Raw genomic sequence first — 23645 nt, 5'->3', positions numbered from 1 at the left:
TCCAGGCTTGTGCTATCAGATGCAGCAACATGATGCGTGGCTGTCTTTTTTCACTGGATACCTGATATTCGATGCGCAGTCCTTACTGGTTGTTTCTTGTTTTGCTCTTGCTGCTGGCCGGTCTGCAGTACCGCCTGTGGGTGGGCAATGGCAGTCTGGCGCAGGTCGCCGAGCTGAAACAGCAGATCGCCGATCAACATGCCGAGAACGAAGGCCTGCTGGAGCGCAACCGGGTGATGGACGCTGAGGTCAGCGAATTGAAAAAAGGCATGGAGACCGTTGAAGAGCGGGCTCGTCACGAACTGGGCATGGTCAAGGACGGCGAAACCCTTTACCAGTTGGCCCAATGATCGATTCCCTGCCGGCCTTCTGGGCCGTGATTCCTGCCGCGGGCGTCGGTGCCCGAATGGCCGCGGACCGTCCCAAGCAATATCTGCAACTGGGCGGGCGCACAATTCTCGAACACAGCCTCGGCTGTTTCCTCGATCACCCGAGCCTCAAGGGGCTGGTGGTCAGTCTTGCTGTCGATGATCCTTACTGGCCGAACCTGGCGTGTGTCAACGATCTACGCATTCAGCGGGTCGACGGCGGAGCGGAGCGTTCCGCTTCGGTGCTTAACGCCTTGCTGCATCTGCATGCGCAAGGTGCCGACGATGACGATTGGGTGCTGGTGCACGATGCGGCCCGGCCGAATCTGAGTCGCGACGATCTCGACAAGTTGCTCGCTGAACTGGCGGATGACCCGGTTGGAGGTCTATTGGCGGTTCCCGCCCGCGACACGCTTAAACGCGTTGATAAAAACGGGCGTGTGGTTGAAACGGTGGATCGCAGTGTGATCTGGCAGGCGTATACACCACAGATGTTTCGCCTCGGGGCTTTGCATCGGGCGTTGGCGGACAGTCTGGTCGCTGATGCGATTGTTACCGATGAAGCTTCGGCGATGGAGTGGGCCGGTCTGGCGCCGCGTCTGATCGAAGGGCGGGCGGATAATCTCAAAGTCACCCGACCGGAAGATCTGGAGTGGTTGCGCCAGCGTTGGGCGAATCGCCGCTGATTGCTGTGGCGCCTATTGCGCCGCCTTCGCGAGCAAGCTCGCTCCCACATTTGATTTGCGCCTGACACCAGATTTGCAGTTACTGCACGTCCACTGTGGGAGCGAGCTTGCTCGCGAAGGCGGCCGCACGAACAACCCATCACTCAGCTTCGATATTCCGGACGCTCCGCTAGCCCCACCTTCAAATAATCCACCAACTTGCGCACCTTCGGCGACAGATGCCGCTGCTGCGGATACAGCGCCCACACGGCCGTATTCGGCGGCTGATGCGCCTCCAGCAAGGACATCAGCGCGCCGCTGTGCAAATGCTCGAGCACGTAATAATCCGGCAACTGACACAACCCGACCCCCTGCAGTGCCGCATCCAGCACCGCCTGCCCACTGTTGCAACGCCAGTTTCCCTGCACCCGCTGGGAAAATTCCCGGCCGTTCTGTTCCAGTTGCCAGATATCCGAACTGCCGATCAGGCAATTGTGCCGACTCAACTCCGACAAACTGTGTGGGCGCCCGTACCGTTCAAGGTAGGAAGGCGACGCGCACAGATACATGCGCCGTGGCGCAAGGCGTGTCGCGACCAACCGGGAATCCTGCAGCCGACCGAGGCGAATCGCCAGGTCCAGTCCTTCATGCACCAGATCCAGCTGGCGATTGCTCAGCTCGATGTCGATGCGCAGCTGCGGATACAGCCCCATGAAGCGCGTCACCAGCGGCACGATGAACCGTTCGCCATAGGCTACGGCGCAGGTCATGCGCAGCATGCCTTTCGGTTCGCTGGTCAGATCGCCCACCGCGCGCAAGGCTTCCTCGCGGCCGTCCTGCAGGCGCTGGCAATGTTGCAGGAAAGTCTGCCCGGCTTCGGTCAGCGTTACGCGACGGGTGCTGCGGTAGAGCAGACGCGTCTGCAAACGCTCTTCGAGCCGTACGATTTGTCGACTGATGTGTGAGGAAGAAACCCCAAGACGCTCCGCAGCGGCGGTGAATTGGTTGCATTCGGCGACGGCGACGAACTCGTCGATGCCTTCCCAGCGGTTTTCCGACACTTGGATTATCCCTGTATGGCAATAATGTTTTGCTTTCGTCTGGATTATTCCTCAGGACGCGCTGAACTACACTGTCTGTCTGCTTTTTTATTCACTGGATTTACTGGAGAGTCAGCATGATCAAGTCGCGCGCCGCCGTTGCCTTCGAGGCCAAGAAGCCGCTGGAAATCGTAGAAGTCGATGTCGCCATGCCCAAGGCCGGTGAAGTGCTGCTGCGCGTCGTCGCTTCCGGCGTCTGCCATACGGACGCGTACACCTTGTCCGGCGCAGATCCGGAAGGCATCTTCCCGTCGATCCTCGGTCACGAAGGCGGCGCCATCGTTGAAGCGATCGGTGAGGGCGTGACTTCGGTTGCCGTCGGCGATCACGTCATCCCGCTGTACACCCCGGAATGCGGCCAGTGCAAATTCTGCAAATCGGGCAAGACCAACCTGTGCCAGGCGATTCGTGCGACTCAGGGCAAAGGCCTGATGCCGGACGGCACTTCGCGTTTTTCCTACAAGGGCGAAACGATTTTCCACTACATGGGCACGTCGACCTTCTCTGAATACACCGTGCTCCCGGAAATCTCCGTGGCGAAGATTTCCAAAGACGCGCCGCTGGAAAAGGTCTGCCTGCTCGGTTGCGGCGTCACCACCGGCATCGGCGCCGTGCTCAACACCGCCAAAGTGAAACCGGGTGACACCGTGGCTATCTTCGGTCTCGGTGGTATCGGCTTGTCGGCAGTGATCGGTGCGGTGAAAGCCAAGGCTGCGCGCATCATCGCCATCGACATCAACCCGGCCAAATTCGAAATCGCCAAGCAATTGGGTGCCACCGACTGCGTGAACCCGAAAGACTACGATCGTCCGATTCAGGAAGTGATCGTCGACATGACCGATGGCGGCGTCGACTTCTCCTTCGAGTGCATCGGCAATGTGCAACTGATGCGCGCCGCGCTTGAGTGCTGCCACAAAGGCTGGGGCGAGTCGGTCATCATCGGTGTGGCCGGTGCCGGTCAGGAAATCGCTACTCGTCCATTCCAGCTGGTCACCGGTCGCGTCTGGCGCGGTTCGGCGTTCGGCGGCGTGCGTGGCCGTACTGAATTGCCAAGCTACGTCGACATGGCCCAGAGCGGCGAAATCCCGCTGGATACCTTCATCACCCACACCATGGGCCTGGAAGATATCAACAAGGCATTCGACCTGATGCACGAAGGCAAGAGCATCCGCACCGTCATTCATTTCTAAGGAGCAGCGGCAGGCTACAAGCCACAAGCTGCAAGCAGGCGCAACTCCCTCTTGCAGCTTGAAGCTCGCAGCTTGCGGCTGAAGTGCTATGAATCTGGAAAACATTTCCTGTCAGAAAAGTTTCGGTGGCTGGCACAAGCGTTATCGCCATCGCTCCGAAGTGCTTGACTGCGACATGGTCTTTGCCGTGTACCTGCCGCCACAGGCGGAGCAGGGCGGCAAGCTGCCGGTGTTGTACTGGTTGTCGGGGCTGACCTGCACCGATGAGAATTTCATGCAGAAGGCCGGTGCGATGCGCATGGCGGCGCAGCTCGGTCTGATCATCGTCGCACCGGACACCAGCCCGCGTGGTCCCGATGTCCCGGACGATGCGGACAAGGCCTGGGACTTCGGCCTCGGTGCCGGATTTTATCTGAACGCTACGCAGGAGCCGTGGGCGCGTCACTATCGGATGCATGACTATGTCGTGCAGGAGTTGCCTGCTTTGGTTGAGGAGCATTTCCCCGCTTCCGACAAACGCAGTATCAGCGGCCACTCCATGGGCGGCCATGGCGCGTTGGTCTGCGCGCTGCGCAATCCCGGGCGCTATAAATCGGTGTCGGCGTTCTCGCCTATTACCCATCCGATCGATTGCCCGTGGGGCCAGAAAGCCTTTTCCAACTATTTGGGCGAAGACCGTTCGAAGTGGAAGGAGTGGGACGCCTGTGCGCTCATCGCCGAGGCCACGGAGAAGTTGCCGCTCCTAGTCGATCAAGGTGATCGCGACGACTTCCTCGCCACCCAACTCAAGCCCGAAGCCTTGCAACACGCAGCAAAACAAGCGAATCATCCGCTGGAGTTGCGCCTGCAACCGGGCTACGACCACAGCTATTTCTTCATCTCAAGCTTCATTGACGACCACTTGCAGCATCACGCGCGCGCTCTAGGCGCCTAATGTCTGACAAAGCAGGTAGAATCACGCCCTGACAAAAATCGGGGCGTTTTTTTTATGCGTATTGGCCACGGCTACGATGTGCACCGTTTCGCTGAAGGCGATTTCATTACTCTGGGCGGCGTGCAGATTGCACACGGCTTCGGGCTGCTCGCTCATTCCGACGGTGACGTCCTGCTGCACGCCTTGAGCGACGCCTTGCTCGGCGCGGCGGCGCTGGGTGATATCGGCAAACACTTCCCGGACACCGACCCGCAATTCAAGGGCGCCGACAGCCGCGTGCTGCTGCGTCATGTGGTCAGTCTGATCCACGCCAAGGGCTGGAAAATCGGCAACGTCGACAACACCATCGTTGCCCAGGCGCCGAAGATGGCGCCGCATATCGAATCGATGCGTGCGCTGATCGCGGCGGATCTTCAAGTTGAGTTGGATCAAGTGAACGTCAAAGCTACCACCACCGAAAAGCTTGGCTTTGTCGGTCGCGAAGAAGGCATCGCCGTGCACTCCGTTGCCTTGTTGCTGCGCGCATGAATGAACTGCAATTGCTCGGCCCGCGAGCCTATGGCGAGCCCCTCGGCACGGCGGTATTGAAAGCCATCGCCGAAGACTTCCAGGTCGATGAAGTGCTCGATATCCCGTTCAGCGGTGACGGCGAACATCTGTGGATCTGGGTGGAAAAGCGCGGCCTCAATACCGAAGAAGCGGCGCGGCGTATTGCCAAGGTCGCGGGCGTGCCGTTGCGCACCGTCAGCTATGCCGGTCTCAAGGACCGTCAGGCCCTGACCCGACAGTGGTTCAGCGTGCAACTGCCGGGCAAGGCCGATCCGGATCTGTCGGCGGCGGAAAACGACACGCTGAAGATCCTCAAGACCACGCGCCATAAACGCAAGCTGCAACGCGGTGCGCACTCGGCCAATGGCTTCACCCTGCGCCTGACCCAGTTCGCCGGCGACAAGGCTGCGCTTGAGCAGCGGCTGCAACTGATCGCCACACAAGGCATCCCCAATTATTTCGGCGCCCAGCGCTTTGGCCATGACGGCGGCAACGTTGTCGATGCGCGTTCCTGGGCCGCACGCAAGGCCTTGCCGGAACAGCGCAATGTGCGTTCGCGCTTGCTATCGACGGCGCGCAGCTTTCTGTTCAATCAGGTGCTGGCGGCGCGCGTCGCCGATGGCACCTGGAATACCGCACTGGTTGGCGATCTGTTGGCGTTTACCGACAGCCGCAGTTTTTTCCCCGCCGGTGAGGCCGAGTGCAGCGACCCGCGGCTGGCGATTCTCGACCTGCACCCGACCGGCCCGCAGTGGGGCGAAGGTGACTCGCCGGCTGCTGGCGCAGTCCATGAACTGGAGCAGGCGATCGCCGCCCGCGAAGCGGATTTGCGCGACTGGTTGATCCACGCCGGCATGAGCCATGAACGTCGCATCCTGCGGCTGCCCATTGGCGGGTTGACGTGGCATTATCCCCAACCTGACATTCTGCAACTGGAATTCGTCCTCCCGGCCGGATGCTTTGCCACCGTATTGGTGCGCGAGCTCGTTGATCTGGTGCCGGTGGGGCAGACGGACAGCCCATGCGTATTCTGATTTCTAACGACGATGGGGTAACCGCGCCCGGTCTCGCCGCGCTTTATGCTGCGCTGGCGGATTACACCGAATGCGTGGTTATCGCCCCGGAACAGGACAAAAGCGGCGCCAGCAGTTCGCTGACGCTCGACCGTCCGCTGCACCCGCAATACCTGGCCAACGGCTTTATCAGCCTCAACGGCACACCGACCGATTGCATCCACCTGGGGCTCAATGGCCTGTTGGAACGCGAGGCCGATATGGTGGTTTCCGGCATCAACCTGGGCGCCAACCTCGGTGACGACGTGCTGTATTCCGGAACCGTGGCGGCTGCGCTTGAAGGACGATTCCTCGAGCGTCCAGCCTTTGCATTCTCATTGGTCTCGCGCCAGGTGGATAACCTGCCGACGGCGGCGTACTTTGCGCGCAAGCTGGTCGAGGCCCACGCCGGGCTGGATCTGCCACCGCGCACGGTGCTCAACGTGAACATTCCCAATCTGCCTATCGATCACATCCGTGGCATCCAGCTGACCCGTCTCGGCCATCGCGCCCGCGCGGCGGCGCCGATGAAAGTGGTCGATCCGCGTGGCAAGGCCGGTTACTGGATTGCCGCCGCTGGCGACGCCGAAGACGGCGGCCCGGGCACTGATTTTCATGCCGTCATGCAGGGCTATGTGTCCATCACGCCGTTGCAGCTCGATCGCACCTTCAATGATGCGTTCAGAAGTCTCGATGGCTGGCTGGGAGGACTGAGCTGATGCGTGAGCATGACGACCGCCTGCGCAGCGGCATAGGCATGACTTCCCAGCGCACCCGCGAGCGACTGATCCAGCGTCTGTATGAAGAAGGCGTGTCGAATGCCAAAGTGCTGGAAGTGATCCGCCGCACGCCGCGTCACCTGTTCGTCGACGAGGCGTTGGCGCACCGCGCTTATGAAGACACCGCGCTGCCGATCGGCAACAACCAGACGATTTCCCAGCCTTATATGGTGGCGCGCATGAGCGAGCTGCTGCTGGAGGCCGGCCCGCTGGATAAAGTGCTGGAGATCGGCACGGGCTCTGGCTACCAGACGGCGGTGTTGTCGCAACTGGTCGAGCGGGTGTTCTCGGTCGAACGCATCAAGGTGCTGCAGGATCGCGCCAAGGAGCGTCTGGTCGAACTGAACCTGCGTAATGTGGTGTTTCGCTGGGGCGACGGCTGGGAAGGCTGGCCGGCGCTGGCGCCGTATAACGGCATCATTGTCACCGCGGTCGCGACCGATGTGCCGCAAGCACTACTCGATCAATTGGCTCCCGGTGGGCGCATGGTGATTCCAGTCGGCTCCGGTGAAGTACAACAATTGATGTTGATCGTGCGCGAGGAACATGGCTTTTCCCGACACGTTCTGGGCGCCGTTCGCTTCGTGCCTTTGCTCAACGGGCCGCTGGCGTGAGCATTTGCAAACAGGCGCTGAATTCCTTTCAACGGCGCCGGTCTTACACCGGCAGCCTGGGTTTAAACGCAGCGTAGTTGCAACTTGCAAACGTGTGCGCCTGGTGATTTCGCTTCATTAAAGGTAAAGCCGTTTCGGCCCGTTATACTTGCGACACTTCATGCCGCAACGCGGCATTCAGAATTTCAGCCACCACAAAGGGAGCGGCGGGTGAGTCTCACAGTCATTGCGCAGCGTATGGGTAACACGAGCTTTCAGCGCCTGGTGACTGGCCTTGTCTTGAGCACCTTGCTGGTCGGTTGCTCCAGCACCAAATCGAGCAACGTGCGCGTTGTCGATCGCAACAATGCGGTCGCCCAGCGTCCGACCGTCACAACCGGGCAATACGTAGTCCGTCCCGGGGATACCTTGTTTTCGATCGCCTTTCGTTACGGTTGGGACTACAAAACCCTCGCCGCGCGGAACAACATTCCTACGCCGTATACGATCCATCCGGGTCAGACAATTCGCTTCGACGGCCGAACCGGTTCAACGCCGACGGCGGTCGTGAGCAGCTCCAGTTCTTCGCCTTCTTCCTCCAGTAAAACCACGGTAATCCGGCGCCAGGCGAATGGCACAACGACGACTACAACCACCGGTTCCAAAGGGGTTGTACCGTCCGTCGCGAGCAAACCCGCGCCCGCTCCACTGCCTCCGGCAGGCCCGGCCCCAACCGGCTGGGGATGGCCATCTAATGGCGTTCTGATTGGAAAATTCTCTTCAAACGGTAGTTTGAATAAAGGAATTGATATCGCCGGGGATTTGGGACAGCCTGTTTTAGCTGCGTCTGATGGGACGGTTGTATACGCCGGGAGTGGCTTACGGGGCTACGGCGAATTGGTCATCATCAAACACAGCGAAACCTACGTCAGTGCTTACGGACATAACCGCAGGCTGTTGGTTCGGGAGGGGCAGCAGGTCAAGGTCGGACAGACAATTGCCGAAATGGGGTCAACGGGTACAGACCGGGTGAAACTGCATTTTGAGATTCGCCGCCAAGGTAAACCTGTGGATCCGCTGCAGTTCCTGCCAAGACGTTGATTTGAAGGCCAGCCTGTTCCGTCGCGTAGAGGGGACAGGCTCCAGCGTTGCCAAGGATAAAGGCGTCGCTTGAGCTTGGGGTCGAACTCACCAAAGGACTATAACAATGGCTCTCAGTAAAGAAGTGCCGGAGTTTGACATCGACGATGAGGTTCTCCTTATGGAGGCCGGCATCGATTCGGAATCTTCGATGTCGAATGATGAAGGGGCTGCTCCACCTTCCGTTCGTTCCAAATCCAGACACTCCGCTTCACTTAAACAACACAAGTACATCGACTACACGCGTGCACTTGATGCCACGCAGTTGTATCTCAACGAAATCGGCTTTTCCCCTCTGCTCTCCCCGGAAGAAGAAGTTCATTTTGCGCGCTTGTCGCAAAGTGGCGACCCGGCCGGGCGCAAGCGCATGATCGAAAGTAACCTGCGGCTGGTCGTCAAGATCGCCCGGCGTTACGTCAATCGGGGGCTGTCGCTGCTGGATCTTATCGAAGAGGGCAACCTCGGATTGATCCGCGCGGTGGAAAAGTTCGATCCCGAGCGCGGCTTCCGCTTCTCGACCTACGCCACGTGGTGGATTCGTCAGACCATCGAACGCGCGATCATGAATCAGACCAGGACCATCCGGTTGCCGATTCATGTGGTCAAGGAGCTCAACGTGTACCTGCGGGCTGCACGGGAGCTGACGCAAAAACTCGATCACGAACCTTCACCCGAAGAAATCGCCAACCTGCTGGAAAAACCGGTGGGCGAGGTCAAGCGCATGCTCGGCCTGAACGAACGGGTTTCTTCGGTTGACGTCTCGCTGGGTCCGGATTCGGATAAAACCCTGCTGGACACCCTCACTGACGATCGTCCAACCGATCCGTGCGAACTGCTGCAGGACGACGACCTGTCGCAGAGCATCGATCAATGGCTGTCGGAGCTGACCGACAAGCAGCGCGAGGTGGTGATTCGCCGCTTCGGCCTGCGCGGTCATGAGAGCAGTACGCTGGAAGACGTAGGCCTGGAGATCGGTCTGACCCGCGAACGGGTACGGCAGATCCAGGTGGAAGGCCTCAAGCGCCTTCGCGAGATCCTTGAGAAGAATGGCCTGTCGAGCGAGTCGTTGTTTCAATAAGCGTCTTGTCGACCGCCGCAAAAAGCCCCGGCTGATTTGATCAGTCGGGGCTTTTTGTTGTTCTCGGGAAGCGAATCGGAATGCCGCCAGACAAGCGGTAGGCAATTTCTGTGTTTGTAGTCTCTCGCTGTAAGCCTTTGCTTACTGTGTCGTAAGTTTTCGCTATCTTTGCCCTTCCGTGGAAGCCGATCGCGATCGGACGCTAATCGGTAACCTGCTGTATTTATGGAATATATTTTGATTGTGATGTGCTTATGACAGCGCGGACTCGCATCGAGCTCCAATTGCTCCCGCCCGGAAACTGTCTAATATTCAACCTGTGTCGACGGACAGACACACCCTTCACGGATGAGGGTAACGGACATCGCAGGAGGCGATTCATCAGGACGATGAAAAGGAATACAGGGAATAGGGAAAAAATGTGGGCGGGTCATACCGCCCCTTTTTTCGCCTGTAGAAAAGTAAAATCTGCAAAAAGCAAAAAGGCCCGCAAGGGGCCTTTCAGGTCGAACGCGGGCAGATTAGCGTTCGAGTTGTTCGATCTTGTTCGGCTTGCCATCCCACTCGGCAGAATCCGGAAGGGGATCCTTGCGCTCGGTGATGTTCGGCCAGACATCCGCCAGCTCGGCATTGAGCTCGATGAAGTTTTCCATGCCGCTTGGGATCTCGTCTTCCGAGAAGATCGCCACAGCCGGGCATTCTGGTTCACACAGCGCGCAATCGATGCACTCGTCCGGGTGAATCACCAGGAAGTTCGGGCCTTCGTAAAAGCAGTCCACCGGACAGACTTCTACGCAGTCGGTGTACTTGCACTTGATGCAGTTGTCGGTGACGACGAAGGTCATTTCTAATTTTCTCCTCAGGCGGCGGCAGCGTTGCCCCTTCACGGTTGGGGTCGCCAGGTTCGGGAGCGATACCTGCTGACCAGGCTATGAGCCAGCAGCATCCCGAACCGCGCGAGATTCTAACAGCTTGAAGCGATTTGCGTTATATCCGCTTCTTCAGTGCTTATATCCGGTTCTTCAGTGCATAGAGCATTTCGAGCGCACGACGTGGCGTCATGTCGTCGAGATCAGCTTTCGCCAATTCGTCCAGCACCGGATGCGGCAACGAGGCGAACATGTCGCTTTGCTGCGGCGTCGACGGCTTGCCCTTGGTTGCAGGTTTCGGCGCCTCGTGGGGCAGGGCGGTGTCTTCCAGGCGACTCAGATGCTCGCGCGCGCGCATGATCACTTCGCTCGGCACACCCGCCAATTGCGCCACCGCCAGGCCATAGCTCTGGCTGGCAGGCCCAGGCAGCACATGGTGCAGGAACACGATGCGCTCGTTGTGCTCTGTGGCGTTGAGATGCACGTTGGCTACCAGAGGTTCGGCTTCCGGCAGCACGGTCAGTTCAAAGTAGTGGGTGGCGAACAGGGTGTAGGCGCGCAGATGGGCCAAGCGTTCGGCCGCTGCCCACGCCAGCGACAGACCGTCGAAGGTGCTGGTGCCGCGGCCGACTTCGTCCATCAGCACCAGACTGCGCTCGGTAGCGTTGTGCAGGATATTGGCGGTTTCGCTCATCTCGACCATGAAGGTCGAACGGCCGCCGGCGAGGTCATCGCTGGAGCCGATGCGGGTGAAGATCCGGTCGACCAGCGACAACTCGCAACTGGCGGCCGGTACGAAACTGCCGATATGCGCCAGCAATACGATCAGCGCGGTCTGACGCATGTAAGTGGATTTACCGCCCATGTTCGGGCCGGTGATGACCAGCATGCGCGTGTTGTCGTCGAGGCTCAGATCGTTGGCGACGAACGGCGTGGTCAGCACTTGCTCGACCACCGGGTGACGACCCTGGGTTATGCGCATGCACGGCTCGTTGACGAAACGCGGACAATTCAGGTCGAGGTTCAGCGCACGCTCGGCGAGGTTGCTCAAGACGTCGAGTTCGGCCAAAGCGCCAGCGGTATCCTGCAACGGTGGCAACTGGCTGATGAGATCTTCCAGCAGCGCTTCGTAAAGCATCTTCTCGCGGGCGAGCGCGCGACTTTTGGCCGACAGCGCCTTGTCTTCGAATTCTTTCAGCTCCGGGGTGATGAAGCGTTCGGCACCTTTGAGCGTCTGCCGGCGGATATAGTCGGCCGGCGCCGATTCAGCCTGCTTGCTCGGCAGTTCGATGAAGTAGCCGTGGATACGGTTGTAGCCGACTTTCAGATTGGCCAGACCGGTGCGGGCTTTCTCCCGGGCTTCAAGATCGATGAGGAACTGTCCGGCGTTTTCGCTCAGCGATTGCAGCTCGTCGAGTTCGCTGTCGTAACCGGTTTTCAGCACGCCGCCGTCGCGGATCACCGCAGGCGGATTGTCGATAATGGCTTTTGCCAGCAGCGCCGCCAGTTCCGGATAGGTGCTGGTGGTGGCTGCCAGATGCTGCAGGTGCGGTGCTTCCAGATCGGTCATCGCCGCTTGCAGTTCGGGCAGCGCTCCGAGCGCATCACGCAGACGCGCCAGGTCACGCGGCCGCGCATTGCGCAAACCAATCCGCGCCAGAATGCGCTCGATGTCGCCGATTTCCTTGAGCTGCGGTTGCAATTTCTCGAAGCGGTACCCGTCGAGCAGGCAACGGATCGAGGTCTGACGCGCCAGCAACACGGTGAGATCGCGCAACGGTCGGTTCAACCATCGAGTGAGCAAGCGGCTGCCCATGGCGGTCTGGCAGCGATCGACCACCGATTGCAGGGTATTATCGCGGCCACCGGCCAGGTTGGTGTCGAGTTCCAGATTGCGCCGGCTGGCACCGTCGAGCACCACGGTGTCATCGAGACGTTCGTGACGCAGGCTGCGCAAGTGAGGCAGGGCAGTGCGCTGGGTTTCCTTGGCGTAGGCCAACAGGCAGCCAGCAGCGCCAATGGCCAGGGTCAGGTTCTCGCACCCGAAGCCCTTGAGATCCTGAGTGGAAAACTGCTGGCAGAGGCTTTTCAGCGCCGAGTCCCGCTCGAAATCCCATGGTGCACGACGGCGCACGCCACGGCGTTTTTCCGCCGGCAGGTCTTTCGGCCAGTCATCCGGGATCAGCAGTTCAACCGGATTCACCCGCTCCAACTCGGCCAGCAGGTTTTCCCAGCCTTTGATTTCGAGCACGGTGAAGTTGCCGCTGGTGATGTCCAGCACCGCGAGCCCGAACAGGCGCTCGTCGCCCAATACTGCGGCGATCAGGTTATCGCGGCGTTCATCCAGCAGCGCTTCGTCACTGACCGTCCCCGGCGTGATGATCCGCACCACTTGGCGCTCCACCGGGCCTTTGCTGGTCGCCGGGTCGCCGACCTGCTCGCAGATCACCACCGACTCGCCGAGCTTGACCAGTTTCGCCAGATACCCTTCCGCTGCGTGGTAAGGAATCCCACACATCGGAATCGCCTGCCCCGCCGACTGTCCGCGCGCGGTCAGGGTGATGTCGAGCAACTTGGCGGCTTTCTTCGCATCTTCGTAGAAGATTTCGTAGAAATCGCCCATGCGGTAGAACATCAGCTGGTCCGGGTGCTGGTTCTTCAGGCGCCAGTATTGCTGCATCATCGGAGTGTGGGAGGACAGGTCGGAGACGGCTTTATTCATCGGATTGTCGGGCAACTCGTTAGAAGATGTAGGGCAAAGCGCGGGCAGTGGCCGGGCTTTTCCGCGATGGGCGCAAGGTTACCATGGGCGCTCTGCCTGACGCAGGCGCTGCGGTCGGGTGAGCCTTTGCTTGCAGAGAAAAGTTGATCCATGCACGATTTATGCAAATCAGCATTTGTCTTCGCGAAAAACTTCAAGCACTATGCGCGTTATGCAAAAACGCAACGTTTCCTCCGTCTTAAGAGCACTGCTCGACCAGCACGGGATCTCCCCCACGGAGCTCCACCGTCGCACCGGCGTGCCTCAATCCACACTCTCGCGGATTCTCAGCGGGAAGATTGTCGATCCTTCGGATAAACATATCTCGAAGATCGCCGATTACTTCAATGTAAGTACCGATCAGTTGCGCGGGCGTGCGGACGTCGCATCAAACGCGGGCGGCGCCCGCGAAGACGTGCATGCGGAACTCAAGGACATCATGCTGTGGGACGATGACACCCCCGTCGAGGATGACGAAGTGTCCGTGCCCTTTCTACGCGAGGTTGAATTGGCTGCTGGATCAGGAAGATTCGTCATCGAAGAGAGCGAACGCTCCAGCCTGCGCTTCGGCAAGCGCAGCCTGCGCCACAACGGCGTGCAGTTCGACCAGGCCAAGTGCGTGACAGTGCGCGGCAACAGCATGTTGCCGGTGTTGCGTGATGGCGCCACTGTCGGCGTCAATGCCGGCAAGTGCGGCATTGGCGATATCATTGATGGCGACCTATATGCGATCAATCACAATGGCCAGTTGCGCGTCAAGCAACTCTATCGCCTGCCCACTGGCATCCGTCTGCGCAGCTTCAATCGCGACGAGCATCCGGATGAGGACTACAGCTTCCAGGAAATCCAGGAAGAGCAGATCGTCATACTCGGTCACGTCTTCTGGTGGGGCATGTACGCCCGCTAACCCCCTTCGACCGAACTGAAACCTGCCGCTCGGCAGGTTTTTTTTCGCCTGCAGAAATCCTCCAGTCCTTGTCCTGCGCGGCTTCCATGCATGCGTGCAAAATAAATGCATAAATAAATGCATTTACGCATTGACTGTATATGCATCCATGCATATTCTTGCCACCAAGCCGCTCGACAAAGCGGCTGGCAAGACAAGCTCTTTAGTTCCACAAGAACAGGCAGCGATGAACCGGCCTCAACGGTTCAGAGGGTTGGCAACTGACCCGGGTGTGCAGCGTAAAGCACCAGAAGCAGTTATCCGGCGGGCAGGGACCGCGGTCGGAAAAACAATCTGAATGGACTCGTACCGCGCCAGTAGCGCCGAAAAGTCAGCTTCCTTCTCGAACACAGGATTTGAAGGAAGGCGAAGGAGCGCATTACTGAAAAGCCTGGCGTGCAAGCGCCGGGCTTTTTGGAATGCCTGCCTCAAGAGAACCCGTTTGAACCCAACCCATCACTCATCAATCACCCACGGAGGCGTGACATGACAAACGAGCAACAAGCGTTGGCGGACATGCCGATCTGGCTGGTCATCCTCCTTGCCGTCGTCGGCGGGGTGTCCGGCGAAATGTGGCGCGCCGACAAGGAAGGCGCACGCGGCTGGTCGCTTCTGCGGCGTCTGGCCCTGCGCTCCGGTGCCTGCATGATCTGCGGCGTGTCGGCAATCATGCTGCTGTATGCCGCAGGATTATCGATCTGGGCCGCCGGCGCGTTCGGTTGCCTGACGGCGATGGCCGGCGCCGACGTCGCCATCGGCCTTTACGAACGCTGGGCGGCCAAGCGCATCGGCGTATGCGAAGTGCCGCCGCGCGACCACCCTTAACCCTGAATATTTCTCCGTGCCGCCATGTTGGCGGCAGGGCTGCGCGTGGACGATTGAAAAGGAGGTCATGTATGCCCACACCGATCCAGCAGCCGTCGCAACTGTTCACAGCCATCGCGACGACACTGCTCAACATTGCCGGTCTCGACCTTGATATCGGCAGTCACGATGATTTCACTGCGGCGGGCGACCAGGCGTGGGTTTTGATCGACTTTGACCGAAATGCATCCGGCGTGCGCGCCGCTGATGGGCGTATCGCTCATGTAATGACGTTGTCACTGCAAGTCATTCCGGCGCTGTCTGCGACCGCATTTGCAGCGTGCGATCTCATCGCGGTGCTGAAAAACCTGATCACCGACAACCGCTGGGGATTGCCCGGCGACCAATGCGATCTGCCCACGAATATCGATGGATTGCCTTCGTTGCTCATTCGCGGTGATCAGCAATACAAAGCCTGGACCCTGACCTTCGAGCAGACCCTCTACCTCGGTCCGACCCTGCTCGACGATCCGCTGGGCACCCCGAAATTTGCCCGCACCTGGGAAGTCAGCAATATCGACGATCCCGAGCAATACACCGCGCTTGAGGGCTGACCGATGTTCGATGCATTACTGCGTATGCAACTGGGCCCGATCATCGAACGCCTGGCGGAAATGGAAGCGGAAATCGAAGACTTGCATCGCCGTGCCGAGAGTTTCTGTCGCATCGGCATCTGCCAGTCAGTGGATGCGGCGAGCAACACTTGCCAGGTCAGCCACGGCGGATTGCTCACCCCGGCGATCAAGTTCTTCAACCCCAGCGCTGGTGCGCAAAGTGAAACGCGCATCCCGACAGTGGGCGAACAGTGCCTGCTATTCAACTACGGCAGCGGTGAAAGCGGCGCGCAGAGTGTGGCCTTGTTCGGCTTGACCAGTGACCGCTTTCCTCCCGCCTCGACTGTGCCGACGCTGACGCGTCGGGTGCATCAGGACGGCAGCGAAAGCGGTTACGACGATGCCAGCCACACCTTGCATTGGCTAAACGGCCCGGCGCAATTCAACGGATCTCGTGACGCACTGGAACTGAGCATCGGCCCGGCGCGGCTGGCCATGACTGCACAACTGATCTCCCTGCAACTGGGCGCCGTTGGCCTGAGCATCGACGCGTCGGGCGTGCACTTCAGTGGCCCCTTGGTCGATCACCAGGGCCGCGTTATCAGCCCCTGATTCAAGAGCCTTCCCATGATCGGAATCGATAGAGACAGCGGGGCCACGGTCGACGACTGGCTGCAATTTGTGCAGCGCGCGACCCGAGCCCTGACCACACCGCTGGGCACCCGGCAAAAACGACCTTTGTACGGTTCGCTGATTCCCACGCTGCTCGGGCAGAACCTCGGTGACGACATTCTGCTTCTGGCACAGAGCCACGCCGCGCAAGCGTTCTACAACCCGCGAAACGGCATCGACGATTTTCAACCGCAAGTGATTGTCGCCAGCCGTCACGGCGACGGCCTGCTGCTGCGCTTTGCCGGCACCTGGAAAAACCGTCAACAAACCTTCGAGGTGGTGACATGAGCATGCTGATCCCCGGCCAGAACCAGTTGGCCGAACCCGCGCTGATCAAGGTCGAAGCGTTCGAAGAATTGCTCGCCGAGTTCAAGGCTTTCGTCATCGAGTACGTCGGTACTCGCTCCCCGGCCAGTGCCGCGAAACTCAAGGCCAGTCTGGAAAACCAAAGCGAGTTGCTGACCCTGGCGCTGGAAGCGTTCTGCGTGCGTCTGCAAACCCACGAGCGCAGATACAACGCACGCATCAAGCAGATGTTGGCGTGGTGGGCGACCGGCAGCAATCTGGATGCGCGGCTGGCGGACATGGGGCTGGAGCGACAATTGCTCGATCCCGGCGACCCGGCCGCATTTCCGCCAGTGCCGGCGATTTACGAAAGCGACGACGACGCCCGCTTGCGCTACTACCTGGCGCCGCATGCCCCGGCTGCGGGATCGCGGATGCAGTATCGCCGCGAGGTGTTCACCCTCGGCGAGCGGCCAACGGTGCAGGTCGAATCTACTGATTCCGGCGTGGTTAACGTCACCTACACCTTCAACCCGGACGGCCTCGCTGCGCAGGTCAAGGATGGCAATGGGCGGCGCACCGCGCCGGGGGAAGTGCAGGTCACCGTGCTTTCGCGAGAAGGCGATGGCACGCCTTCCGAAGCATTGCTCGACGGCGTCCGTCAGCATTTCGCCCGCCCCGACGTTCGCCCGGAAACCGACCTCGTCACCGTCAAGGCTGCCGAGATCCAGCGCTACAAAATCCGCGTCGTCGCCAAGATCAATTCCGGCCCCGACTCGGGCCTGACCAAGGTCGCGGCGCAAGCACAATTGCAAGCGTACGCAGATAGCTGTCATCGCCTCGAAGGCCGCGTCGATCCGAGCTGGATCGACTACACGCTGCACAGCGCCGGGGCAGTACAACTGCAGATTCTCGAACCGCTGGCGCCGATAGTTACGACAGCGTTTCAGGCGCCGTATTGCACCGCGGTCGAAGTCGAGGTGCTGACGCTATGAGTGAACAAACTCAGCGGCCGACCTTGCTGCCGGCCAACAGTTCGGCCCTCGAGCGCGGACTGGATCTGGGCTTCGGCGCCTTGCTCGATCGCATCACGCCGCCGTTCCCGGAACTGATGAACCCCAGCGAAACGCCGGTGACTTTTCTGCCGTATCTGGCAGCCGATCGCGGCGTCGCCGAATGGAGTACCGATGCGCCGGAAGCGGAAAAACGCCTGACCGTCGAACTGGCGTGGCCCACCGCGCGCCAGGCCGGCACTCGCAAGGCCCTGGAAAACGCCGCCAAAGGCCTGCAACTGCGCCCGGAAATCCGCGCCTGGTACGAACAGACACCGCCCGGCGCGCCGTACAGTTTTTCCGTGCGTGCCTTCAGCGAGCAACCCTACAGCGAAGAAATCGACGCCCGTCTCGACCGACGGCTGGCCGATGCGAAAAGCGAGCGAGACATTCTCACGGTGTCGGTGGGCTTGAGTGCATTCGGCAATCACGTCATCGGCGCCGCGACATTTTGCGGCGAGCTGACCACGGTTTATCCGGTGTTCATCGAAGGCCTTGAAACCTCTGGCGAGGCGTTCCTGGCCGCTGCGTTGTACACCGTCGAAACATCCACAATTTATCCTCAGGGGGCCTGAATGGCTGACTATTACACCCTGCTCACCAACGCAGGGATTGCCTACGAAACGGCGTGCAAGGCCGCGGGCGTGCCGATCAAGTTGACTCATTTTTCTGTCGGCGACGGCAATGACAAGGTCTACAACCCGTCTGCCACCGCGACCGCGCTGGCCCGTGAAGTCTGGCGCGGACCGATCAACGCACTGTTCCAGGATGAGAAGAATCCGAGCTGGCTGCTCGCTGAAGTCACCATTCCGCCGGACGTTGGCGGCTGGTATGTGCGTGAAGCGGGACTGTGGACTGACACAGGCATTCTCTACGCCATCGTTAAATATCCGGAGTCGTTCAAACCGGTGCTGGCGACGTCGGGTTCGGGAAAAGAGTTCTACATTCGCTCGATTTTCGAGACCAGCAATGCCTCGCTGGTGACCTTGTTGATCGATGACACGGTGGTCAAGGCCACGCGTGCCTGGGTCATGAGTTATCTGGCCGAAGAACTCGGCAAGCTCGATGGCAAGCAATCGGTGCGCGTCGCTGCGACTGGCAATGTCGTACTGAAAGGCGCCCAGCAGATCGATGGTGTTGCCGTGGTTGCCGGTGACCGCGTGCTGCTGCCGAGCCAGACCCTGGCCAAGGACAACGGTCTGTGGATCGTCGCCAATGGTGACTGGGTGCGGGCAACCGATGCCAACAGCAGCGCCAAGGTCACCCCAGGCTTGACGGTGATGGTGGAGGAGGGCATGGCGAATGGAGATTCGCTCTGGCACCTGACCACCAATGCGCCGATCGCCCTCGGCACGACCCCTCTGACCTTCAAGATGCTTGCAGGGCGCACCGGGATTTCTGCCGGTACCTACAAGAGCCTGACGGTTGATGAATATGGCCGCGCGACGGCTGGGGCCAATCCGGAAACGCTGGCCGGTTTTGGTATCAAGGATTCGTACACCAAGGCTGAAGTTGAAGCGCTGATCGCCAAGGCTTCGGCGCTGCCGGTGGGATCGATTGTGGCGTTCCCGGTTGATGCGCCACCACCCGGGTTTTTGGAGCTGGATAACAGCGTCAAGAGCACCGCGACTTACCCGGACTTGAGCGCCTATTTGGGTGGCAAGTTCAACAAGGGTGATGAGGGGGTTGGCAACTTTCGATTGCCGGAAGCGCGTGGGGAGTTTTTGCGGGGTTGGGATCATGGGCGGGGGGTGGATGTCGGCCGAGAGATTGGATCGTCTCAAGGGGATGAGATCAAGGCTCACTCCCACAGCGCATTATTCGCCAATGGCGCCGTAGGTTCTGGAACCGTACTTGGAATTGTCAATTCAGCGGCTGGTGATCGCGGTGGGAGCGGTGCGGCGTACGCGGGTTCCGGAGGTGGGCAGAGCTATATTTCATCAAGCGGTGGCAGTGAAACCCGCCCCCGCAACATCGCAGTCATGTGGTGCATCAAAGCCTGGAACGCCCCGGTCAATCAGGGAACCATCGATGTCGCCGCACTGGCCAAGGAAGTTGAACGGCTTAAATCCGCCGTTCCGGTGGGCGCTGTTCTGGCCTTTCCGACCGGCATCGTCGCCCCTGGATATCTGGAGCTCGACGGCAGTGTGCAGAGCGTTGCGGCTTATCCTGATCTGGCCGCGTATCTCGGTACGAAATTCAACAAGGGCGACGAGGGCGCAGGCAACTTCCGACTGCCGGATTCGCGAGGCGAATTCTTGCGGGGTTGGGATCATGGACGCGGGGCGGATCCGGCACGCGCAATTGGCAGTTATCAGCTCGGCACTTTAACGGCGTTCGACAGTAATACTCCCGGAGGCGCCTCGGTCGACACCCTACGTTGTAGTCCTGCCCAGGCTCAAGCCGATGTTTACCGCTCGACTGATTATCCCGGCGTCGGAATAACCTATACCGCATCGGACCTCAGTGTGGGCGAATACCCTGTCGAGGGCGGTGTTACACGTCCACGCAACCTCGCCGTCATGTGGTGCATCAAAGCCTGGAATGCGCCAGTCAATCAGGGAAATATTGATATCGCCGCGTTTTCGGCTTTGGCACAACGAGCCTCTGAAACTAACCAGGGGACAGCCAAAGTCGCCACCCAGAGCCAAGTAAATTCGAGTTCGGATGACAGCGTCATCGTTACACCGAAGAAACTTCGTTTCGGCTTCGAGGCCAGTCTCGCTCCTAATGGATACATCGTGTTCCCATCATGGCTGGGAGGTTTGATGTTGCAATGGGGGCAGGCCTCCATGCAAGGAACAACGCAAACCTTCAGTTACCCCACTGCATTTCGTTCACAGGTCTACCAGATGGTGGCGACAGATGCGGGAAGCGGTGCCCATTCGCTGGGAGCAACAGCGATAACCCTGGCGTCCTTCACAGCCTACGGAAATGTGGCAACGACGAACTTTCGTTATATCGCAATAGGTGCATGACATGCGTTATTACAGTAAGGCAACCGGCAGTACTTATCTGGACAGCCTGCACAGCAATATGCCTGATGACGTAGTTCCGATTACGGAAGATCGTTACCTGGAAGTTTTTGCTAACCGGCCCTTGGGCAAGGTTTGCGGTCATGACGATGATGGGCTGCCAATCCTGATTGATCCGCCCGCTCTGACGCCTTTCGAGAGAGCAGAGCAAGAGCGCGGCTGGCGAGACGAGCAGATCAACGCGATCCTGTGGCTGCGTGAACGTCACCGTGATCAACTCGATCTGAATCAGTTACCAACCCTGACAGCTGAACAGTTCAACGAGTTGCTGACTTACATTCGCAACCTGCGCGACTGGCCACAATCTTCAGAGTTTCCGTCAGCAGGAGCGCGTCCCGTCGAACCTGCCTGGATCGTCGAACAGCCCGAATAAACGCCCCGCACTCCGCGGCGTTTTCCTGCCCGCTTAAAAACACTCAACACCCGCCAAAGCCCCTCCCTCCGAGGGGCTTTCCCGTTTATGGAGAAACGAAAAATGGCAACCCGCCAAACCTACACCGTGCTCGTCCCATTCCCCACCGGCGGTGGGCACTGGTCGAGCGTGGGTCAAGAACTGGATCTGCTCGACGTCGAGGCCAGTGCCTTGCACTTTGCCGGTCGACTTGAACCGAAAACCCCTATCACCCAGGCCAAAAAGGCCGCTGCCAAGAAGGCTGACTGAACATGGCTGAGGTTCTGAACTTCGAGCACAACGGCATTACCGTGAATGCCAGCGAATCTCCCGAGGCCATGGGTGGCCTGGGTGACAACGTCATCGGTCTGGTCGGCACCGCGCCGAAGGCTGATCCGCTGATTCCGCGCAACGCACCGTTTCGCATCAACAGTTTCACCACCCATGCACTGCTCGATCCGACCGGGTCGGAAGAGGGCACTCTGTATCACGCGGTCTACCAGATCCTCAAAGTGGTGAAAGTGCCGGTGTACGTAGTCATCGTCGAGGCCGGCGCGACGCCGGCCGACACGGTCAACAATGTCATCGGCGGCGTCGAGCCGGCGACTGGTCGCAAGCTTGGTCTGGCGGCGCTCGGCAGTGTCCCGGAAGACCTGACCATCATCGGCGCACCGGGCTTCACCGGCACCAAAGCGGTGGCCAGCGAGTTCGCCGCGTTCGGCAAGCGCATCAAGGCCCGCGTCGTGCTGGACGGCAAGGATGTGTCGGTGGCCGATCAGGTGCTGTACAGCCAGGAACTCGGCGGCGCCGACCTCGGTTTCGACCGTTGCCTGGTGGTGCACAACATGCCGGCGGTGTATTCGAAAGCAGCGAAGAAAAACGTCTTCCTGTCGCCGTCCAGTCTGGCGATTGCCGCACTGGCCAAGGTCAAGCAGTGGGAGAGCCCGGGCAACCAGGTGACCTTCGCCGAAGACGTTTCGCGGGTCGTCGAATACAACATTCTCGACACTTCCACCGAAGGCGATCTGCTCAACCGTTACGGCGTCAGCTACTACGCCCGCACCGTGCTCGGCGGCTTCTCGCTGCTGGGTAACCGCTCGATCACCGGCAAGTTCATCAGCTACGTCGGACTCGAAGACGCGATCAGCCGCAAGCTGGTCAAGGCCGGTCAGAAAGCCATGGCCAAGAACCTCACCAAGTCCTTCATGGATCAAGAGGTCAAGCGCATCAACGACTGGCTGCAGACCCTGGTTGCCGACGAAACCATTCCTGGCGGCAGCGTGTACCTGCACCCGGAACTCAACAGCGTCGAGAAGTACAAGAACGGCACCTGGTACGTGGTCATCGACTACGGCCGCTACGCGCCGAACGAACACATGGTTTATCAACTCAACGCCCGCGATGAAATCATCGAGCAGTTCCTGGAGGACGTTCTCTAATGTTTACCAACCGCGTAAGACAGGCCATCGCGGCCACCCTGCAAGGCTTGCCGTTGTCGGCGACCGTTGAGGAATTCACCCCGCCGAAAATCGAATTCGACATGGAAGAGATGCGCGGCGGGCGCTTCATCGTCGAGGAAATGGCCAAGGGCGGCAAAGCGCTCGGCGCCAAGCTGACCCTGCAAGGCCTCGGTGCCGAAGTGCTGCTGGCGCTGGGCGTGAAGCTCGGCGACGACATCCTGCTGAATGTGCGTGAAGCCGGTCAGGATCAGGACGGCAACACCTGGTTCACCTACCACACCGTCGGCGGCCAGCTGAAATCCCTTGAGGAAACCGCGGTGAAAATGGGCGAGAAACCCAAGACCAATCTGGAACTGTCCTGCCGCACCTACAACCGCCTGGAAAACGGCGTGCCGGTGATCGACATCGACGTGCGCACGCAGAAGTTCGTGCTCAACGGCGTCGACATCCTCGGTGATGCACGGCGTGCGGTGTTGATGCCGTAAGCCTCGGTTTACCGGCAAATCACAAAACCCTGTGGGAGCGAGCCTGCTCGCGAAAGCGGTCTGATGTTCAACAACGATGTTGACTGACCCGACGCCTTCGCGAGCAAGCTCGCTCCCACAGTGGATCTAACGAATCACCAAGGAATTCATACATGCCGTGGATGCCACCCCAACACGAATTGCTGTCGCCAATCACCGGCGACGACGGTGCGCAGATCGAAACGATCCAGCTCAAACCGCTGCTCTACGCCGCACAGAAGGAAGCGCTGGAACGCGCCGGCGACGATGAAGACGATCAGTTCTTCGAGCTGGCGCTGCTCGCCACCGGCCTGTCGGTGAAAGAGCTCGATCAACTCAAACGTCCGGACTACGTGAGCATCGCCCAGTACGTCCATGAGATGTCGACCCGGCCGAGTGCGTACTTTCTTGACCAGATCGAGGACGCGGAGAAATCCGACGATCCCGACCAGGTGCAATTGCTGCAACCGCTCGCCGTCACCGGCCGCACCGTCGACTCGCTGAGCCTGGAAATGCCCGTGCTGCGCGCCACCAAAGTGATGAAGAAACTGAAAACGGCCAAGGAACGCGCCGAATTCATCACCGCTCACTGCACCGGCCTGATGATCCCCGATCTGGCCCATCTGACCGTCCCCGACTGGACGCAATTGCAGGTGCGCATCGACGATTTTTTAAACCAGCCGGCGGCCTACTTTCGGAACGTGACATCGAAGTAATCCTCGATATCGTTCCGCTCATTTACCCGGTAAGTGAGGCGGAGATTCTGGAATGGGACGCCGAAAAGGCGTTGCGCCGCTACGACATA

Annotated in this window: 26 protein-coding genes; 23 read left to right on the top strand and 3 right to left on the bottom strand. The window is 59.7% G+C overall.

Annotated features, from left to right (window positions below):
* Positions 1 to 71 precede the first annotated feature (71 nt).
* Together ftsB and ispD are read left to right on the top strand one after the other, a co-directional pair.
* Complete coding sequence (gene ftsB / locus AC0Z4S_RS11550) at positions 72 to 350, top strand: cell division protein FtsB (protein ID WP_007964293.1); 279 nt, start codon at positions 72 to 74, stop codon at positions 348 to 350.
* Complete coding sequence (gene ispD / locus AC0Z4S_RS11545; RefSeq protein ID WP_485623074.1) at positions 347 to 1054, top strand: 2-C-methyl-D-erythritol 4-phosphate cytidylyltransferase; 708 nt, start codon at positions 347 to 349, stop codon at positions 1052 to 1054. Before ftsB ends, ispD begins: the two co-directional genes overlap by 4 nt.
* A 143-nt stretch (positions 1055 to 1197) precedes the next feature.
* On the opposite strand, the gene AC0Z4S_RS11540 is transcribed toward ispD, so the two are convergent.
* On the bottom strand, positions 1198 to 2094 hold the full coding sequence (locus AC0Z4S_RS11540) for a LysR family transcriptional regulator (RefSeq protein WP_485623073.1): 897 nt from the start codon (positions 2092 to 2094) through the stop codon (positions 1198 to 1200).
* Between the two features lie 116 nt (positions 2095 to 2210).
* Here AC0Z4S_RS11540 and AC0Z4S_RS11535 point away from each other — a divergent pair, with 116 nt between their 5' ends.
* The 8 genes from AC0Z4S_RS11535 (at position 2211) to rpoS (ending at position 9448) form a co-directional block, all read left to right on the top strand.
* Positions 2211 to 3323 (top strand): S-(hydroxymethyl)glutathione dehydrogenase/class III alcohol dehydrogenase, encoded by a 1113-nt coding sequence (locus AC0Z4S_RS11535; RefSeq protein ID WP_110600129.1) that lies wholly within the window; start codon positions 2211 to 2213, stop codon positions 3321 to 3323.
* Positions 3324 to 3411: 88 nt separating this feature from the next.
* Positions 3412 to 4257, top strand: coding sequence for an S-formylglutathione hydrolase (fghA, locus tag AC0Z4S_RS11530; protein WP_485623072.1), 846 nt, complete (start codon positions 3412 to 3414; stop codon positions 4255 to 4257).
* 54 nt (positions 4258 to 4311) lie between these two features.
* Positions 4312 to 4785, top strand: a complete 474-nt coding sequence (gene ispF / locus AC0Z4S_RS11525; RefSeq protein WP_253499599.1) for a 2-C-methyl-D-erythritol 2,4-cyclodiphosphate synthase — start codon at positions 4312 to 4314, stop codon at positions 4783 to 4785.
* Entirely contained in the window at positions 4782 to 5840 is a 1059-nt protein-coding gene (gene truD, locus AC0Z4S_RS11520; protein ID WP_485623071.1) for a tRNA pseudouridine(13) synthase TruD, read from the top strand. Before ispF ends, truD begins: the two co-directional genes overlap by 4 nt.
* Positions 5828 to 6577, top strand: a complete 750-nt coding sequence (gene surE / locus AC0Z4S_RS11515; RefSeq protein ID WP_042606997.1) for a 5'/3'-nucleotidase SurE — start codon at positions 5828 to 5830, stop codon at positions 6575 to 6577. The genes truD and surE overlap by 13 nt, the downstream gene beginning before the upstream one ends.
* A 38-nt stretch (positions 6578 to 6615) precedes the next feature.
* The gene (locus AC0Z4S_RS11510; RefSeq protein WP_160768345.1) at positions 6616 to 7251 is read left to right on the top strand and encodes a protein-L-isoaspartate(D-aspartate) O-methyltransferase; all 636 of its coding nucleotides are present in this window, start codon (positions 6616 to 6618) and stop codon (positions 7249 to 7251) included.
* Between the two features lie 210 nt (positions 7252 to 7461).
* Positions 7462 to 8331 (top strand): peptidoglycan DD-metalloendopeptidase family protein, encoded by an 870-nt coding sequence (locus tag AC0Z4S_RS11505; RefSeq protein ID WP_471877329.1) that lies wholly within the window; start codon positions 7462 to 7464, stop codon positions 8329 to 8331.
* A gap of 106 nt (positions 8332 to 8437) precedes the next feature.
* Positions 8438 to 9448, top strand: a complete 1011-nt coding sequence (gene rpoS / locus AC0Z4S_RS11500; RefSeq protein ID WP_065615277.1) for an RNA polymerase sigma factor RpoS — start codon at positions 8438 to 8440, stop codon at positions 9446 to 9448.
* A 521-nt stretch (positions 9449 to 9969) separates the two neighbouring features.
* Here rpoS and fdxA read toward each other — a convergent pair.
* Together fdxA and mutS are read right to left on the bottom strand one after the other, a co-directional pair.
* Positions 9970 to 10293: a ferredoxin FdxA gene (gene fdxA / locus AC0Z4S_RS11495; protein ID WP_064364244.1), complete on the bottom strand. Its 324-nt coding sequence runs from the start codon at positions 10291 to 10293 to the stop codon at positions 9970 to 9972.
* Positions 10294 to 10456: 163 nt separating this feature from the next.
* Positions 10457 to 13039 (bottom strand): DNA mismatch repair protein MutS, encoded by a 2583-nt coding sequence (mutS, locus tag AC0Z4S_RS11490; protein WP_485623070.1) that lies wholly within the window; start codon positions 13037 to 13039, stop codon positions 10457 to 10459.
* A gap of 211 nt (positions 13040 to 13250) precedes the next feature.
* On the opposite strand from mutS, the gene AC0Z4S_RS11485 reads away from it, so the two are divergent.
* The 13 genes from AC0Z4S_RS11485 to AC0Z4S_RS11425 all read left to right on the top strand — a co-directional run bounded on the left by AC0Z4S_RS11485 (position 13251) and on the right by AC0Z4S_RS11425 (position 23556).
* Positions 13251 to 13985: a LexA family transcriptional regulator gene (locus AC0Z4S_RS11485; RefSeq protein WP_253505136.1), complete on the top strand. Its 735-nt coding sequence runs from the start codon at positions 13251 to 13253 to the stop codon at positions 13983 to 13985.
* Positions 13986 to 14510: 525 nt separating this feature from the next.
* The gene (locus AC0Z4S_RS11480) at positions 14511 to 14849 is read left to right on the top strand and encodes a phage holin family protein (protein WP_394506410.1); all 339 of its coding nucleotides are present in this window, start codon (positions 14511 to 14513) and stop codon (positions 14847 to 14849) included.
* 71 nt (positions 14850 to 14920) lie between these two features.
* Positions 14921 to 15442: a hypothetical protein gene (locus AC0Z4S_RS11475; RefSeq protein WP_485623067.1), complete on the top strand. Its 522-nt coding sequence runs from the start codon at positions 14921 to 14923 to the stop codon at positions 15440 to 15442.
* A 3-nt stretch (positions 15443 to 15445) separates the two neighbouring features.
* Positions 15446 to 16054 carry a phage baseplate assembly protein V gene (locus AC0Z4S_RS11470; RefSeq protein WP_485623066.1) on the top strand — a complete coding sequence of 203 codons (609 nt, stop codon included), beginning with the start codon at positions 15446 to 15448 and terminating at the stop codon, positions 16052 to 16054.
* A gap of 15 nt (positions 16055 to 16069) precedes the next feature.
* Positions 16070 to 16402: a phage baseplate protein gene (locus AC0Z4S_RS11465; RefSeq protein WP_485623064.1), complete on the top strand. Its 333-nt coding sequence runs from the start codon at positions 16070 to 16072 to the stop codon at positions 16400 to 16402.
* The gene (locus AC0Z4S_RS11460) at positions 16399 to 17394 is read left to right on the top strand and encodes a baseplate J/gp47 family protein (protein ID WP_485623063.1); all 996 of its coding nucleotides are present in this window, start codon (positions 16399 to 16401) and stop codon (positions 17392 to 17394) included. The genes AC0Z4S_RS11465 and AC0Z4S_RS11460 overlap by 4 nt, the downstream gene beginning before the upstream one ends.
* Positions 17391 to 18026: a phage tail protein I gene (locus AC0Z4S_RS11455; protein WP_485623062.1), complete on the top strand. Its 636-nt coding sequence runs from the start codon at positions 17391 to 17393 to the stop codon at positions 18024 to 18026. Before AC0Z4S_RS11460 ends, AC0Z4S_RS11455 begins: the two co-directional genes overlap by 4 nt.
* Positions 18027 to 20429 (top strand): phage tail-collar fiber domain-containing protein, encoded by a 2403-nt coding sequence (locus tag AC0Z4S_RS11450; RefSeq protein ID WP_485623061.1) that lies wholly within the window; start codon positions 18027 to 18029, stop codon positions 20427 to 20429.
* A 1-nt stretch (position 20430) separates the two neighbouring features.
* Positions 20431 to 20859, top strand: coding sequence for a tail fiber assembly protein (locus tag AC0Z4S_RS11445; RefSeq protein WP_485623060.1), 429 nt, complete (start codon positions 20431 to 20433; stop codon positions 20857 to 20859).
* 102 nt (positions 20860 to 20961) lie between these two features.
* Positions 20962 to 21147, top strand: coding sequence for a hypothetical protein (locus AC0Z4S_RS11440; protein ID WP_039762525.1), 186 nt, complete (start codon positions 20962 to 20964; stop codon positions 21145 to 21147).
* Positions 21148 to 21149: 2 nt separating this feature from the next.
* Positions 21150 to 22316 carry a phage tail sheath protein gene (locus tag AC0Z4S_RS11435; RefSeq protein WP_485623059.1) on the top strand — a complete coding sequence of 389 codons (1167 nt, stop codon included), beginning with the start codon at positions 21150 to 21152 and terminating at the stop codon, positions 22314 to 22316.
* The gene (locus AC0Z4S_RS11430; RefSeq protein WP_039762530.1) at positions 22316 to 22822 is read left to right on the top strand and encodes a phage major tail tube protein; all 507 of its coding nucleotides are present in this window, start codon (positions 22316 to 22318) and stop codon (positions 22820 to 22822) included. Before AC0Z4S_RS11435 ends, AC0Z4S_RS11430 begins: the two co-directional genes overlap by 1 nt.
* Positions 22823 to 22974: 152 nt before the next feature.
* On the top strand, positions 22975 to 23556 hold the full coding sequence (locus AC0Z4S_RS11425; protein ID WP_485623057.1) for a phage tail assembly protein: 582 nt from the start codon (positions 22975 to 22977) through the stop codon (positions 23554 to 23556).
* Positions 23557 to 23645: the final 89 nt, after the last annotated feature.

Source organism: Pseudomonas sp. 1L-B-1-E-C1, from assembly GCF_057291835.1.
The sequence above is the reverse complement of the archived record's forward strand: the minus strand, read 5'-3'. Positions and strand labels throughout refer to the sequence as shown.